Origin of the sequence: Pseudomonas fluorescens, assembly GCF_902497995.1 — a bacterium.
In the GTDB taxonomy this organism is placed as follows: domain Bacteria; phylum Pseudomonadota; class Gammaproteobacteria; order Pseudomonadales; family Pseudomonadaceae; genus Aquipseudomonas; species Aquipseudomonas fluorescens_BK.
In genome coordinates this window covers 1-14,220 of record NZ_CABVII010000022.1, presented here as the reverse complement: position 1 = coordinate 14,220, position 14,220 = coordinate 1, and the positions used below count along the sequence as shown (strand labels likewise).

Annotated in this window: 15 protein-coding genes; 2 read left to right on the top strand and 13 right to left on the bottom strand. The window is 59.8% G+C overall.

Features of this window, described 5'->3' with window-relative positions:
* Window positions 1-14: 14 nt before the first annotated feature.
* The 9 genes from F8N80_RS23170 to F8N80_RS23130 all read right to left on the bottom strand — a co-directional run bounded on the left by F8N80_RS23170 (window position 15) and on the right by F8N80_RS23130 (window position 8,631).
* Entirely contained in the window at window positions 15-998 is a 984-nt protein-coding gene (locus F8N80_RS23170) for a branched-chain amino acid ABC transporter permease (protein WP_191632967.1), read from the bottom strand.
* A 4-nt stretch (window positions 999-1,002) separates the two neighbouring features.
* Window positions 1,003-1,890 (bottom strand): branched-chain amino acid ABC transporter permease, encoded by an 888-nt coding sequence (locus F8N80_RS23165; protein ID WP_150746490.1) that lies wholly within the window; start codon window positions 1,888-1,890, stop codon window positions 1,003-1,005.
* A gap of 21 nt (window positions 1,891-1,911) precedes the next feature.
* Window positions 1,912-3,177 (bottom strand): ABC transporter substrate-binding protein, encoded by a 1,266-nt coding sequence (locus F8N80_RS23160; RefSeq protein ID WP_150746491.1) that lies wholly within the window; start codon window positions 3,175-3,177, stop codon window positions 1,912-1,914.
* Between the two features lie 58 nt (window positions 3,178-3,235).
* Window positions 3,236-3,958, bottom strand: a complete 723-nt coding sequence (locus F8N80_RS23155) for an ABC transporter ATP-binding protein (RefSeq protein ID WP_150746492.1) — start codon at window positions 3,956-3,958, stop codon at window positions 3,236-3,238.
* Window positions 3,951-4,709 carry an ABC transporter ATP-binding protein gene (locus tag F8N80_RS23150; protein WP_150784766.1) on the bottom strand — a complete coding sequence of 253 codons (759 nt, stop codon included), beginning with the start codon at window positions 4,707-4,709 and terminating at the stop codon, window positions 3,951-3,953. Before F8N80_RS23150 ends, F8N80_RS23155 begins: the two co-directional genes overlap by 8 nt.
* A 73-nt stretch (window positions 4,710-4,782) precedes the next feature.
* Window positions 4,783-5,040 (bottom strand): hypothetical protein, encoded by a 258-nt coding sequence (locus F8N80_RS23145; protein WP_150746494.1) that lies wholly within the window; start codon window positions 5,038-5,040, stop codon window positions 4,783-4,785.
* Between the two features lie 616 nt (window positions 5,041-5,656).
* On the bottom strand, window positions 5,657-6,580 hold the full coding sequence (locus tag F8N80_RS23140; protein ID WP_150746495.1) for a sugar ABC transporter substrate-binding protein: 924 nt from the start codon (window positions 6,578-6,580) through the stop codon (window positions 5,657-5,659).
* Window positions 6,581-6,628: 48 nt separating this feature from the next.
* Window positions 6,629-7,783, bottom strand: coding sequence for a phytanoyl-CoA dioxygenase family protein (locus tag F8N80_RS23135; RefSeq protein WP_150746496.1), 1,155 nt, complete (start codon window positions 7,781-7,783; stop codon window positions 6,629-6,631).
* Entirely contained in the window at window positions 7,780-8,631 is an 852-nt protein-coding gene (locus tag F8N80_RS23130) for an SDR family oxidoreductase (RefSeq protein WP_150746497.1), read from the bottom strand. The genes F8N80_RS23135 and F8N80_RS23130 overlap by 4 nt, the downstream gene beginning before the upstream one ends.
* 124 nt (window positions 8,632-8,755) lie before the next feature.
* Here F8N80_RS23130 and F8N80_RS23125 point away from each other — a divergent pair, with 124 nt between their 5' ends.
* On the top strand, window positions 8,756-9,781 hold the full coding sequence (locus F8N80_RS23125; RefSeq protein ID WP_150746498.1) for a LacI family DNA-binding transcriptional regulator: 1,026 nt from the start codon (window positions 8,756-8,758) through the stop codon (window positions 9,779-9,781).
* 1 nt (window position 9,782) lies between these two features.
* Here F8N80_RS23125 and F8N80_RS23120 read toward each other — a convergent pair whose 3' ends face one another.
* Genes F8N80_RS23120 through F8N80_RS23105 form a run of 4 tightly spaced genes read right to left on the bottom strand, consistent with a single transcriptional unit; the run spans window position 9,783 to window position 13,011 of the window.
* Window positions 9,783-10,616: a 3-keto-5-aminohexanoate cleavage protein gene (locus F8N80_RS23120; RefSeq protein ID WP_150746499.1), complete on the bottom strand. Its 834-nt coding sequence runs from the start codon at window positions 10,614-10,616 to the stop codon at window positions 9,783-9,785.
* A 25-nt stretch (window positions 10,617-10,641) separates the two neighbouring features.
* Window positions 10,642-11,709, bottom strand: a complete 1,068-nt coding sequence (locus tag F8N80_RS23115) for a maleylacetate reductase (RefSeq protein WP_150746500.1) — start codon at window positions 11,707-11,709, stop codon at window positions 10,642-10,644.
* A gap of 4 nt (window positions 11,710-11,713) precedes the next feature.
* Entirely contained in the window at window positions 11,714-12,127 is a 414-nt protein-coding gene (locus tag F8N80_RS23110) for a nuclear transport factor 2 family protein (protein WP_150746501.1), read from the bottom strand.
* 38 nt (window positions 12,128-12,165) lie between these two features.
* Entirely contained in the window at window positions 12,166-13,011 is an 846-nt protein-coding gene (locus F8N80_RS23105) for a dioxygenase (RefSeq protein ID WP_150746502.1), read from the bottom strand.
* Between the two features lie 171 nt (window positions 13,012-13,182).
* Between F8N80_RS23105 and F8N80_RS23100 the strand changes: the two genes are divergently transcribed.
* On the top strand, window positions 13,183-14,097 hold the full coding sequence (locus F8N80_RS23100) for a LysR family transcriptional regulator (protein WP_150746503.1): 915 nt from the start codon (window positions 13,183-13,185) through the stop codon (window positions 14,095-14,097).
* The last annotated feature ends 123 nt before the right edge of the window (window positions 14,098-14,220 follow it).

Below are 14,220 nucleotides of genomic sequence, written 5' to 3'. Positions count from 1 at the left end.
CTTATCAATATGAGTCACTTGAAATTCTTCTTCACAAGCAGCTTGATCGAGCCGACGACGCCGGAACGAAAACAGAGAACACAGAGCACGAAAATGCAGCCGAGGATCGGCGTCCCCCAGGTGCCCAGCGGAGATTGCGCCAACAGGTGTTGCAGCGAGACCACGATGCCGGCGCCGACAAATGGGCCGAGGAGGGGGCCGACACCGCCGAGCAAGGTCATGAGCACCACCTCGCCGGACATGTGCCAGTGTGCGTCCGACAGCGTTGCCAACTGAAACACCACGGCCTTGGTAGAGCCGGCCAGGCCCGCGACACCGGATGAAATGACAAAGGCCAGCCACTTGTACCGCGAGACGTTGTAGCCCAGCGAAGTGGCGCGGTCTTCGTTTTCGCGGATGGCCTGAAGAATCTGGCCGAAGGGCGAGTACACCACGCGCTTGACCAGTGCGAAGCCAAGCATGGTGATGGCCAGCACGAAGTAGTACATGGCGTGGTTATCCGTCAGGTCGATGAAGCCCAGCAGCTTGCCGCGACTGAAGCCATGCAGACCGTCTTCACCGCCGGTGAAGGGCGCCTTGAGAAACAGGAAGTACAGCAACTGCGCGAGGGCCAGGGTAATCATGGCGAAATAAATACCCTGACGCCGAATGGCCAGGGCACCGAACAGCGCCCCTACCAGTGCAGCGGCAGCCGTGCCGCCGATGATCGCCAGTTCCGGGCCGATGCCCGGATGTTGGCTCAACAGGTAGCCCGTGCTGTAGCCGCCCGCCGCCAGAAACGCCGCGTGACCGAAAGACAGCAGGCCGGTATAACCGAGCAACAGGTTGAACGAGCAGGCAAACAGGCCGAAGCACAGGAGCTTCATCAGGAACACCGGGTAGGCGATCCAGGGTGCGATCAGGCCGAGCGCGATCAGGGTGATGTACAGCATGTTGAGTTGACGTTGTTCAAGGATCCCGCGCTGTTGCGCGATAGCCAGCAGAGATTGGGCATTCATGAATTCAAGCCTCCTTACCGAACAGACCATTGGGGCGCATCAGGAGCACCAGAATCATCACCAGGAAGATTACGGTGCCGGAAGACTCGGGCCAGAACACCTTGGTCAAGCCTTCGATCAAGCCCATGGCGACCCCGGTGAGGATGGCGCCCATGATCGAGCCCATGCCGCCGATGACCACCACCGCGAAGACGACGATCAACAGGTTGGAACCCATGGTCGGCGAAACCGAATAGATCGGCGCCGCCAGGACGCCGGCAAAGGCGGCCAGCGCCACACTGAAGCCGTAGGTGAGGGTGGTCAGCAGCGGCACGTTGACCCCGAAGGCCTGCATCAGTGCAGGTTTTTCAGTGCCGGCGCGCAGGTAGGCGCCCAGGCGCGTTTTCTCGATTACGTACCAGGTCATCAGGCACATCCCCAGTCCGGCCACCAGCACCCAGGCGCGGTAGGCCGGCAGGAACATGAAGTCCAGCTTGAAACCGCCTTGCAGTGCTGGTGGAATCGGGTAGCTGCTGCCGGACACGCCGAACAGGTTGATGAAGCTGCCTTCGATAATCATGGCCAGGCCGAAAGTCAGCAGCAGGCCATAGAGATGATCCAGGTGCGCGATGCGCCGCAGGAGCAGGCGCTCGATCAATATGCCCAGGGCGCCAATCAGCAGTGGCACCAGAAACAGCGCGACCCAATAGTTCACATTCAGGTACTTGAGCAGCAGCAATGTGGCGAAGGCGCCGAGCATGTATTGTGCGCCGTGGGCGAAATTGATGATCCGCAGCAGGCCGAAGATCACTGCCAGCCCCAGGCTCAGGAGCGCATAGAAGGCGCCGTTGATCAGGCCCAGCAATAGCTGGCCGAACAGGGCTGCCAGGGGTATCCCGAATATCATGGTCATGTCAGGTGTCCTCGGGCTGGGTCACGGGCGCGACGCGCCGGCCACTTTCTGGTCGGCGTTGACGAGCTTGCACTTGCTTTGTGAAAGCGGCAGGAACGCCTCGTCTGCGGGAATGGTGCCGAGAATCTTGAACAGGTCCCACTCACCCTTCGATTCCTCGGGCGTCTTCACCTGGGCCAGGTACATGTCGTGCACCATGCGGCCATCGACACGAACCCGACCGTTCTTGGTGAACATGTCGTTGATCGGCGTTTTCATCATGTATTCGCGCACTACCTGGGGCTCGTCGGAGCCGGTAGCCTCCACTGCTTTGAGGTACTGGAAAGTGCTGGAATACATGCCGGCCTGAACCATGGTCGGCATGCGCTGGGTGCGCTCGAAGTAGCGGTTGGCCCAGGCGCGGGACTCATCGTTCATGTCCCAGTACCAACCGGAAACGAACTGGGTGCCTTGGGCGGTGGGCAGGCCGATGGCTTTGATGTCGGTGATGAACACCATGAGGCTGGCCAGGGTCTGGCCGGATTCCATGAGGCCGAATTGCTTGGCGGTGGAAATGGCATTGACCAGGTCGGAGCCGGCGCTGGCAAGGCCGATGATCTTGGCGCCGGATGCCTGGGCCTGCAGGATGTAGGAGGAAAAATCGGTGGTCTGGAACGGGTGGTTGGCTTTGCCGATGATCGTGCCGCCGCTTTCGACAACGGCCTTCGAGACCTGCGCATCCATGGCGTGGCCGAAGGCATAATCGGCGCTGAGCATGTACCAGGTGTCACCGCCGCTGGCGACGATGGCCTTGGCCGCACCGTTGGACACCGAATAGGTGTCGTACACGTAATGCAGGTGGTTGGGCGTGCAGTATTCGTTGGTCAGGGTGGCAGCGGCGGCGGTGGAAACGATGGCGAAGCGGTGTTTTTCTTCCACCAGTCGGGTGACCGCGATAGCCACCGCAGAGGAGTTGAGCCCGGCGATCAGGTCGACATTGCGCTGGTCTATCCACTGGCGGCTGATGTTGGCGCCGAGGTCGGCATTGTTCTTGTGGTCGGCAGAGAACAGTTCGATTTTGTGCTGGCCGATCTTGCCGCCAACGTCCTCGATGGCCATGCGCATGGCCTCCAGTCCGCCGGGGCCGGCCAGATCGCTGTAGGGGCCACTCATGTCGTCCAGGTAACCGATGCGAATCTCATTGTCGCTGATACTGGCCTGGGCGGTACTGGCGAGCAGGCCAGTGAACAGGCTGACAGTGATCGTTCTGGTCAGAGTGGCGGCATTGAAGTTGAAAGCTGCTGACATGCGAGTCTCCACGGCTTGAGAGGGAGCCAATTGTTGTTAGGGGTCGGATACAGCAGGGTCAGACGCCGAGCATGGCGTTGAGTTGATCGCGTTTGCCGTCCAGTTCCCCGGCGGTAAAGTGTTCGACAACCTGGCCGTGTTCGATCAAGTAATGACGGTCGGCCAAGGGGGCGGCGAAACGGAAGTTCTGCTCCACCAGAACAATGGTGATACCCCGGCGCTTGAGGTCGACCAGGACCTCGCCCAGGCGCTCGACGATGACGGGTGCCAGGCCTTCGGTGATCTCGTCGAGCAGTAGCAGGGTGGCGCCGGTGCGCAGGATTCGAGCCATCGCCAGCATCTGCTGTTCGCCGCCGGACAGGCGTGTGCCCTGGCTTTTGCGGCGCTCGTAGAGGTTGGGGAACATGCTGTAGATGTCGTCGAGCGACAGGCCGCCGCTGGCCACGGTCGGCGGCAGCATGAGGTTCTCTTCGACGTTCAAGCTGGCGAAGATGCCGCGCTCTTCGGGGCAGAACCCGACACCGCGGCGGGCGATCTGGTGCGCGGGCACCTTTATGGTGTCTTCGCCGTTGATGCAGATTGAGCCGGTGCGGCGACCGACCATGCCCATGATCGACTTCAGGATGGTGCTGCGACCGGCACCGTTGCGACCTAGCAGTGTGACCAGTTCACCGCGATTCACGGTCATGTCGACACCGTGCAGGATGTGGGATTCGCCGTAAAAGGCATGCACGTTGGACAGGCGCAGTTGTTCACGCACCGGGCTGTGTACTTCAGACATGCGCGACCTCCTTGCCCATGTAGGCTTCGCGCACCTGCGGGTTGGCCGAAACGCTGGCGTAGTCACCTTCAGCCAGCACGCTGCCGCGCGCCAATACCGTGATGCGATGGCACAAACTGCTGACGACGCGCAGGTTATGTTCGACCATCAGCACCGTGCGGCCAACGGCGACTTTGCGGATGAGCTCTACCACGCGGTCGACGTCCTCGTGGCCCATACCCTGGGTCGGTTCGTCGAGCAGCAGCACCTTGGGCTCCAGGGCCAGTGTGGTGGCCAGCTCCAGTGCGCGCTTGCGGCCGTAAGGCAATTCGGCGGTTTTGTGCAGGGCAAAGTCCTGCAGGTCGACTTGTTCGAGCAGGTGCATGGCCCACTGGTTGAGGTGGTCGAGCGAGCCCGCGGCTTTCCAGAAATGAAAGGAGGTTCCGAGTTCGCGCTGCAAGGCTATGCGCACGTTTTCCAGCACGCTCATCTGCCCGAACACGGCCGATATCTGGAAAGAGCGCACCAGCCCCAGGCGGGCAATCCTGTTCGGCGCAAGCTTGCCGATGACCTTCCCTTGATAGAGCACATCGCCGCGGGTGGCGGGCAGGAAGTGGGTCAGCAGGTTGAAGACCGTAGACTTGCCGGCACCATTGGGACCGATCAGGGCGTGGATATGCCCCTCCTGCACTTGAAGAGAGACCGAGTCGACGGCGGTGAAGCCATTGAACTCTTTGGTCAGCCCCCGGGTTTCGAGAATGACGTTGCTCATCGGTTTTCTTCCTGCCTGGTGATGTTGTTCTTATGTGACCAGCCCCAGTGCCAATCAGGCTGGGGGTTAACCGTTACCGCTGGATGCGCGCGCAGGGAGGGTGGGGCCTGCGGAGGGGGAAGAGGAAGGGAATGCAAGTGATGTTTTGTGCATCGGGGCTGCCCAGCGAAAGGCCCTCGTCCTCTTGTAAACAGTCGGTGATCAGAGCGCAACGATCAGCCAATGCAGGCAGAATGACAAAACGGATAAATGCAATCATATTGTCATTAACTCCGATGGTTACTGGAGTTGCAGAACAGAAAGCTGGCGTGCTCTTTTTGGTTTGCTTCATTTTGGCGCCGTATTCACAGGGTTTGATTGTTTTTATGGTTATGTGAAGGACCTTTGCAGTGAGATCGAAGATACGCTTCGTTCTTTTAATATGTCAATGTGTTGTCTTGTTGTTTTTGCTGAGGCTCGCTTGCCCTGGGTGGTGCTCAGGTAGCACTTGTCCGGGTAGACGTTGCCGATATCCCAGAGCGCGCCGCCAACAACGCCAACGATTTCTGGTTGGGCAGTTACACGGTGGTCGATGCTTTCGTGCGATGGGAGGTGCCGACGTTCGGGTACAAGACCTCGCTGCCTCGATCAACTGGAGGGCTGAGCATGAGCCAGACTCTTATTCCTTGTCTGATGATGCGCGGCGGCACTTCCAAGGGGGGCAAACAGACAATGGCGCGCTGGTTGGCTGTGGGCTGCTGCGCACTGCCAGGCTGCTGTTTGATGGTCAGGTGTGTGTGCCCCCTTTCATTTGGTCGGGCAAAAATTCCGGGGCTAGGTAATGGCGATCATTACCGAGCAATGAGGGAAAAAACCCGATCATTCCAGCGTCGGGCTTTTTCACGGGTGTGTCGTTGGCTTGTTGGTCCTGGCCCACCTTCACCGGTCGACCGTGCAGCCCGCTCCAATCAAGGGTTAACAAAGTCCTGATAGTTGGCCTTGGTAATCAGCTGATAGGGAATGGTCAACTCTGCGGTATAGAGTTCTTTCCTGATCATCTTCAGTGCCAGGTCAATGGACCCGATGGCCTGGCCTTTGTTGTCCTGGTAGACGGTTACCAGCAGTTGATCTTTCTTGATCGCGTCCAGGCCGGCGGGACCGCCATCGCTGCCACCGACCAGGATGTCCTTGCCTGAGCGCATGCCAGCCTGGTTGATGGCCATCGCCGCGCCGATCGCCATTTCATCGGCGTTGGCGGCCACTGCATCGATTTTCTTGCCCGACAGAATCCAGTTGTTCATCAGGTCCATGGCCTTGCTGCGCTGCCAGTCGGCGCTCTGTTCTTCAACCACGTGGATGTCCGGATAGCTTTTAAGCACTTCCTTCACGCCCCGGGTGCGGTTGAGGGTGGCGTTGTTGGAAAGCAGGCCGAGCATGATCGCCAGATTGCCTTTACCGCCCATTTTTTCCGCCAGGTAGCGCATTTGCATCTCGCCGGCCTTGATCTCGTCCGAACCCACATAGCCGATGCCAGGCGGCAATTCGGCCTGGTCGGGGCGGCGGTTGACATAGACCAGGGGGACGCTGGCCTTCTGCGCCTCAACGGTGATCTTTTGCGTGGCGGCGGTGTCCACCGGGTTGACGATGATCGCGTCCATGCTCTGGGCGGTGAAGTTCTGCACCTGGTTGAGCTGGCGTACCACATCGCCCTGGGCGTCTTCGAACTGCAGGGTTACGCCCGGCAGTTCCTTGGCGTGGGCGGCCATGTAGTCGCGCATCTGCGCCAGGAACACATCGTCCACCTGGGCGATGCTGACGCCGATGCGGACATCGGCCAGTGCCAAGGGCGCGAAGAGGGTGGCGAAGAGCAAGGTCAGGAGTGGTTTTTTCATGGTTTCAGTCCGGTTTGTTGTTATTTTTGAATAGTCTGGAAACACAGGTCATGCCCGGCGCTTGGCGCTCATCTGCGCGACACGTTCGGCAAAGGTCACGTAGGTCCAGCGTTCCGTCAGCGCTTGCAACATCAGCTGTTGCCCGGTCTGCGGGGCCAGGCCATGCAGGGGCGGGTCGGTATCGAGGTTGGTGGGGAAGGCGTAGCCGTCGGCCGTGCAGGCGATCACCGCGTCCAGCGCCTGGGCGTCCAGCACCTTGTCGCCCAGGCGTTGCAGCAGGCACGGGTAGAGCGCCAGCATCATGCGGTCGCGGTCCAGGGCTTCCATCGTCTTGCCGAACGCCGAGGAGATTTGCAGCAGGTTGGCCATGCGCTGGCGATCCCGCGTGCGGTTGCTTCCGGCAGCGTGGAACAGCGCCGGGTTGAAGAACAGCAGGTCGCCTTTGTTCAGCGGCAACTGCACGGCGTGTTGCTGGAAGTAGTCGATGAATTCCGGGCGGCGCCAGGCCAGGTAACCCAGGGCGTATTGCTGGGAAAACGGCAACAGCAGGGTTGGGCCGGTTTCCAGCGGCATGTCGGAATGGGCCACGGCACCCTGCAACGTCAAGTACTGGGACAGCACATGCAGGGGCAACGGAAAGCGCTCGACGACTTCCTCCGTCTGAAACCCCAGGTGGTAGTCACGATGGGGCTGTTGCGCCTGGCCGCCCGGATGCACCACGTTGACCTGGGCCGTGACTTGATAACCCGGGCCCAGCCAGGCTTCGGCAATCAGCCCCAATAGCGGGTTGGCGTAGTACTCGACAAAAGACGACGGGGATTGCAGCGCCGCCTTTTGCAACGAATTCCAGATGCGCCCGTTGCTGCCGGCCTTGGCGAAGTGATCGGCGGCCATGCCCCGGGCGGCTTCCCGGGCGAATATCGCCTCGAACACCTGGCTGTGGCGATCGACCACGGCCAGGTCTGTATAGCCCTGGCGTACCACCATGACTCCAGGGCCGTCGCGAAACAGCCGGTGCAACTCGTTCATCACCCCATTGCGGTCACCGTCGCGCAACGTCTGCGCGTGATAGATCGGCACGTTGCCTTGCACTTCGCTGCAGTGGGGATAGTCCTTGGGATCGGCCTGCTGTTCGCACAGTCGGGTGAAGACCTGCAACTGCACTGCATCGGCACGCACAAAAGCTGACAGCGGCTGATTCATGGCTGCGCTTCTCCCGTCAGGCTCAACGGGCTGGCGGGGCGCGGGGCGGTCTCGTCGCCGCAGCCGATCACGCCTTGTTCCAGATCGATCACGGTGCCGGTCATCATTCCCGATTCGCGGGACAGCAGGAACGCAACGCTTTGTGCCACTTCCTCGGGCTTGAGCAGGCGTCCGAAAGGCTGCGCGCGCTCGGTGGCCGCCAGCCAGCCATCCTCGGCGCCATGGTAGCGGCGCTGGATTTCGTCTTCATGAGGCGTATCCATCCAGCCGATGTTCAGGCCGTTGACCCGAATGCGGTTGCGCAGGGCGCTGAAGGCCACGTTTTTGGTCAGTGTCGCCAGGGCACCCTTGGACGCCGAGTAAGGGGTCAGATACGACGGCCCGCCGTGGCTGACGATGCTTTGGATGTTGACGATGGCACCTTCCACGCCTTGGCTGATCATCAGTTTCAGCGCTTGCTGGATGAGGAAGAACGGTGCTCGCACGTTGAGCGCGAACAGGCGATCGAACAGCTCGGGGGAGGTGTCGAGGATGCCGCCGCGATCAGACATGCCGGCGCAGTTGACCAAGCCATGCAGGGTGCCAAAACGGCTGCGGGCGGCGTCGATCACCGCACGACAATCCTCGATGCGCTCCAGGTCGGCCTCGACGAAAAATGCCTGGCAATCGAGCCCCGCCAACTGGCGGACCTGGGCCTGGCCCTGGTCGGCGCGGCGTCCGCAAATGATCAGGCCGGCGGCACCCCGGCGCGCCAGGGTGTGGGCCACCGCCGCACCGAGGCCCTGGGTGCTGCCGGTGACGACAAAGTACTGGCCACGGAACGAGGTGCTGAGGTCGGTTTGAGGCATGGGGTTCTCCTGGATTCTTGTTGTTGTCCTTGCCCAGGCTCGACGCCTGGCGAAACTGAGACTAGCATTGGCATAACCTCAGTAACGCCCAAAAAGACCTCAAGAAAACCTCAGGCTCAAACCGATGCTCGAACGTGCCAAACACTTTTCCATCAAGCAGCTCGCCACCCAGGCAGGCGTCAGCAAGGCGACGGTCGATCGCGTGCTGCATCAGCGCGGCAGCGTGCATTACCAGACCCACCGCCGTATCGAGCAGGCCCTGAACGAACTCGAGGCCCAGGAAAAGAACGGCCTCGCGGCGGGGCGTACTTTCCATGTCGACGTGATCATGCACACGCCGCAACGCTTCAGTGCGGCGGTGCAGGCGGCAATGACCGCGCAATTGAGCAGTCTGGCGCCGTTTCGCATCGCACCGCGGTTTCACTTGTTTGAACAAATCGAGCCTCAGGCGATGCACGACCAGTTGCTGCGCTGCGCAAGCACCGGCAGCCAGGGCGTGGTGCTCAAGGCCGCCGATGAGCCGGCCGTTAACCTGGCGGTCAAGCAATTGGCCGCGGTCGGCATTCCGGTGGTCACCCTGGTCACTGACTTGCCGCACAGCGAACGCATCGGCTACGTCGGCATGGACAACCGTACCGCCGGGCAGACCGCCGCCTACCTGCTGTCGCGCTGGCTGATCCCGGTGCCACAGGACGTCGCCGTGGTGATCGGTAGTGAGCTGTTTCGGGGTGAGGAAGAGCGGGAAATGGGCTTTCGCATGTGGCTGCGCAGCCGTGCCGCCCATTTGCGGGTGCTGGACATCAGCGGTGGCTACGGGGTTTACGAACGCACCTTCGAGCGTGTGATCGAGGCGCTGAAAAGGTATCCCTGCCTCAAGGCGGTCTACAGCGTTGGTGGAGGCAACCGGGCGATCGTCGACGCGTTCGCCGCGCTGGATCGCCCGCTTGAGGTGTTTATCGGCCACGACCTGGACGAGGAAAACCGCCAATTGCTAGCGGAGGAAAAAATCGCCGCAATCATCGACCACGACCTGCAGATCGATGCGCGTCAGGTTTTCCTGCATATCCTGCAGTTTCATCGCTTGTGGAAGGTCGGGCCGATTGCGCCGTCACAGGTGCAGATCGTCACGCCGTTCAATCTGCCTTACTGACTCATCCCCATACTGGTAATCCCAGCATCAACCGCGCCTCGGCAGGCGTTGCTGGCCGTGCCGCATGCCTGGCACATCGTTCAACCGCAATCTCCACCAGTTCGGCGTTACTTTTGGCAAGCCGATCCTGGCTGATCCGAATATTGTCTTCCAGCCCTGTGCGAACCGCGTCGCCATTGCGTTTCAGCACCCAGTCGATCACCTCGGTCTGGTACCGGCCGATGCCGGCTGCCGTCCATGTCGCCTTGGGCAGGACGCGCTTGAGTTCACTGAGCAGAATATCCAGCAAGTGTTCTTCCACCGGCATGGCATTTTTTATTCCCATCACGAACTGCACATGCGGATGATCGGTCAGCAGGCCGCTCTCGACCAGGCGTTGGGCGCCATAGATATGCGACAGATCGAAAATTTCAATCTCTGGCACAACCTCATTCGCTTTCATGCGGGTAGCCAATTCCACGACCAATGCTGGCGCATTCTCGTAGACGATGGTGGGAAAATTGACCGACCCGGTGGCTAGCGACGCCATGTCCGGCTTGAGTGACAGCGGATTTCCCCGCGCGCTTTGATCGCGGCCCCGGCCGCCCGTTGAAAACTGTACGATCATCCCCGGGCAGTGTTTGCGCACCCCCTCCAGCACCTGTCCAAATAAAGCAGGTTCCGAAGACGAGCTTTCATCAGGGTTGCGAACATGAAGATGGACCAGTGATGCGCCTGCTTCGAACGCTTCATGTGTCGATTCGATCTGTTCGGAAACGGTCACGGGAATGGCCGGATTATCCTTTTTACGTGGCACCGATCCGGTAATCGCCACGGCAATGACTACAGGTCTCATAAAATTTCTCCTATTGGGGAACTGCTTACTGTGGACGCTCACCATCAAAAGCATTCTGTAGCAACTGGCGAATCGCCACGGCTTCGATAGGCCTTGGGTTCCAGTACGGGTTTGACATCGCGATGTCGGTGGCACGGTCCAGGTCGGCTTCGGTCAAGCCCAGATCCTTGAGCCGGGTCGGTGCGCCCAGTGAGCTGGACAGGTCGAACAGTGCGGCCGCCGGGCTGCAATTCTCAACGTCCAGCGCCCGGCAAATGCGCGACAGGCCCGGCGCGGCAGACTGGTTGTAGGCAATCGCGTGCGGCAGCACGATGGTATGGGTTTGTGCATGGGGCAAGTTGAAACTGCCGCCCAGGGTGTGGCAAAGCTTGTGATGCAAGGCCATGCCGACGTTGCCGAGCACGGTGCCGCAGAGCCAGGCGCCATACAGGCAATCATCGCGGGCGTCGAGATCGCTTGGGTTGTGACGGATGGTTTTCATGCCGGCGGCGAGCGCCCGAATGCCTTCCTCGGCCATCAGCGACATCACCGGATTGCCATCCTGGGCATACAAACCTTCGGCGGCGTGGGCAATGGCGTTCATGCCGCTGGTGATGGACATGTCCACGGGCAGGCTGACGGTAAGCGCCGAGTCGTAGATCACGGTTCTGGGCAGTACGCGAGGATCTTTGCCGGTGCGCTTGAGGCCGTTTTCGGTCAGGCCGAATACCGGCGTCATCTCGGATCCGGCATAGGTGGTCGGGATCGCCAGGATAGCCAAGCCGGAATCCATCGCGATGGCCTTGCCGAGACCTGTGGTTGAGCCGCCACCAATGGCCACTGCACAATCGGCGCCCAGCTTGCGTGCCAGTTCGCGGGCTTCACGGGCGGTTTCGATGGGCACGTGCATGACGGCCTTGTCGAAAATGTCCGCGGCGCGGCTGCCGAGTAATTGGGCAATATGTTCAGCTTGGGCGCGTTGTTCTGGCGTGCAGAGGACTAACGCCCGCTTGGCGCCCAGTCGATCGATTTCCGCTTCCAGTTGTTGCAGCGAACCTTGGCCGAAGATGACGCGCGATGGCTGACCGTTATAAATAAAGGGGGACGTGGACATACGTCTATTCTCCGCAAGCAGGTAGGGATGATGAACGAGGGGCGATAGGGGTCGGTTGATAGGCAAACAATTGCCAATCCATTCCTGTCCTCAGCCAGACATTCAATGTTCGGTTCTGGATTGTTTTAGCCACGCCATGGGAAGTGATATCGGCAACCATTTCGCCAAAGACGATGGCGGTATCGCCTGACTGATGGACTTTATGAACCACGTGTTGAATTCGGTGATAGATGGAAAGTCCATCACGCAGGTTGTTCAAAAAGCTCTCGCGGTTATCCACTTTTCCACTTGAGTGAACATAACTGAGTTCGGGGTGCAGCAGACGCTGAATGTTCTCCAGGTCATTACTTTGCATCGCTTGATAACGCCGTTCTTCCAACGATGAAATCAATGCGGTGATGGACGGCTCGTTGCTCATGGGGCCCTCGAGACTGGAATTGACAAGGTGATCGACGACTACTCTTTCGCCAGGCAGAAATCGAACGCCAGGGTATAAAACGGATCATTGCTGACAGTCCCGTCTGGCGTCTCGCCGGGAGGTTGTTGCGCCCAGTGAGTGATCAGTGAAGAACGCACGCCGAACAAGGCATCGGAATCAAGGTAGGGATCACCTTCGCGGAACACATGGGTGACCAACCGTTTGTAACCGGGGGCACTGATCACGAACTTCAGGTGCGCCGGGCGCCAGGCGTGGCGATTGAGCGCCGTGAGCATTGAGCCGACAGGACCGTCATGGAGTACGCGGTGGCTTTGCGGCACGACGGTGGAGAAAAAGTAGCGGCCGAGCGGGTCGGATTGCAGCAAGGCGTGGTCGGTATCGTTCGCCACAGGATTATGGACGTCGCTACCTGGCTGGCTGACCTGTATGGCAGCATGGGGCACCGGATTGCCTTTGGCGTCACGGATGGTGCCGCTCATGTACCCTTTGGCACCGTGGAGCCCGGCACTGATGTCGGCGCCCAGGTCATACATCGTGGTGTTCCGGGTCTGTGGCATGTCGAAGGCTGTCGCCTCGGTGCAACCCGTCGGCTTCCTGTCGTTCTGTGCCAGCACCAGGGTCGACAGACCCAGGGTGTGGGACAGGAGCACAAACTCCTGGCGATCGGACGAGCAGGCTTTGCCCACTTGTTCGAGAAAAGCAATGCCGCCGCGCCACTCTTCTTCGGTCAGTTTGATATCGCGAGCGAAAGCATGAAGATGTTGTACGAGGCTGGTCATTACCTCGCACAAGCGCGCATCAGCGGTGCTGCTATGACGCGCCAGAACGGCTTGCGTAATGGTCGCTTCGTCCAGATTTCGCATCTTGGCTCCTTGATTTTGTTAAGCCCAAAGCACCCCTGGTGTTTGCGAGATACGTCTTGGGCCACTCTTTTCAGGTCATAGCGCTGCACGTTATAGTTCCGCACAGTGTAAAAAAAGTCCGTCTACGGAATTCTTTATTTCACCTATGAAAAAATACCCGCGGAGCACAGGATGGATCGGCTGACCGAACTGGAACTTTTTGTAACGACGGCGGAAGTCGGCACCCTGACCAAGGCCGCGGAAATACTCGGGCTGTCGAATGCCGCTGCAAGCCGGCACCTGGTTGCGTTGGAGCAACGGCTCAACGTCAGATTGATTGACCGCAACACACGACGCCTGGCGCTGACCAATTCCGGTCATCAGTTTTATGCGCGCTGCAAGAGCCTCCTTGGTGAGCTGAAGGAAGCCGAGGCTTCCCTCAGCGAATCGCTGGTGCAGCCAGTTGGCACGCTGACGATTACCTCTTCCATCTCGTTTTGCATGCTGCATATTGCGCCGCTGATCCCGGCGTTTCGCAAGAAGTACCCGCATATCACCGTCAAGGTGCTGGGTGAAAACCGCTATTTCGACATTATCGACAGCGAAATCGACCTGGCGATCAGGACCAAGGAATACGAGCCGGATTCCAATATCACCATTCGCCGGCTCGCCGAAACCCGGCGGGTGCTGGCCGCTTCACCCGGTTATCTGCAGCGCAAGGGCACGCCGAAGACCCTCGACGATCTGGCCGATCACGATCTGTTGCTTTACAGCCACGCCAACCAGCCCCGGGTCATGCGCTTTACCAAGGGAGATGAAGAGCGCGTGGTCAAGGTCGACCCTATCCTGGAAACCAACGACGGGCAGATTGTCCGCGCAGCGGCCTTGGCCCATGGCGGCATCCTGGTGCAACCGAAGTACATCATCAATGCCGACCTGGTGGCAGGGCGCCTGATCCCGGTGCTGGATGATTGGGACTTGCCGCGCCTGACGATCAACATGGCTTTTCAAAGTCGTCGTTATATGCCGACCAAGCTGCGTGTGTTCATCGATTTTCTGCTCGCGGATTTTGCCGAGCATGAATATGAGCGCTACTGGACGCGCTAGTGGCATGAGCGGTTAATTCATTTATTTATATTTTGGTCAGGAATATACTAAGCGCCCAATATTATGGCTTGGTTATGCGCATGGCCCGACCGACTTCCCCCTTCGCTTTAACGCCTTCTGATC

What these genes read in the sequence shown, in the direction of transcription:
- F8N80_RS23130 (WP_150746497.1), bottom strand. Translation starts at nt 8,631, where the DNA reads ATGCCTCAAACCGACCTCAGCACCTCGTTCCGTGGCCAGTACTTTGTC.
- F8N80_RS23110 (WP_150746501.1), bottom strand. Translation starts at nt 12,127, where the DNA reads ATGAGCAACGAGCCGTCCATCACCGCATTGATTTCATCGTTGGAAGAA.
- F8N80_RS23155 (WP_150746492.1), bottom strand. Translation starts at nt 3,958, where the DNA reads ATGTCTGAAGTACACAGCCCGGTGCGTGAACAACTGCGCCTGTCCAAC.
- F8N80_RS23115 (WP_150746500.1), bottom strand. Translation starts at nt 11,709, where the DNA reads ATGTCCACGTCCCCCTTTATTTATAACGGTCAGCCATCGCGCGTCATC.
- F8N80_RS23120 (WP_150746499.1), bottom strand. Translation starts at nt 10,616, where the DNA reads ATGAGACCTGTAGTCATTGCCGTGGCGATTACCGGATCGGTGCCACGT.
- F8N80_RS23125 (WP_150746498.1), top strand. Translation starts at nt 8,756, where the DNA reads ATGCTCGAACGTGCCAAACACTTTTCCATCAAGCAGCTCGCCACCCAG.
- F8N80_RS23165 (WP_150746490.1), bottom strand. Translation starts at nt 1,890, where the DNA reads ATGACCATGATATTCGGGATACCCCTGGCAGCCCTGTTCGGCCAGCTA.
- F8N80_RS23105 (WP_150746502.1), bottom strand. Translation starts at nt 13,011, where the DNA reads ATGCGAAATCTGGACGAAGCGACCATTACGCAAGCCGTTCTGGCGCGT.
- F8N80_RS23150 (WP_150784766.1), bottom strand. Translation starts at nt 4,709, where the DNA reads ATGAGCAACGTCATTCTCGAAACCCGGGGGCTGACCAAAGAGTTCAAT.
- F8N80_RS23140 (WP_150746495.1), bottom strand. Translation starts at nt 6,580, where the DNA reads ATGAAAAAACCACTCCTGACCTTGCTCTTCGCCACCCTCTTCGCGCCC.
- F8N80_RS23160 (WP_150746491.1), bottom strand. Translation starts at nt 3,177, where the DNA reads ATGTCAGCAGCTTTCAACTTCAATGCCGCCACTCTGACCAGAACGATC.
- F8N80_RS23145 (WP_150746494.1), bottom strand. Translation starts at nt 5,040, where the DNA reads ATGAAGCAAACCAAAAAGAGCACGCCAGCTTTCTGTTCTGCAACTCCA.
- F8N80_RS23135 (WP_150746496.1), bottom strand. Translation starts at nt 7,783, where the DNA reads ATGAATCAGCCGCTGTCAGCTTTTGTGCGTGCCGATGCAGTGCAGTTG.
- F8N80_RS23100 (WP_150746503.1), top strand. Translation starts at nt 13,183, where the DNA reads ATGGATCGGCTGACCGAACTGGAACTTTTTGTAACGACGGCGGAAGTC.
- F8N80_RS23170 (WP_191632967.1), bottom strand. Translation starts at nt 998, where the DNA reads ATGAATGCCCAATCTCTGCTGGCTATCGCGCAACAGCGCGGGATCCTT.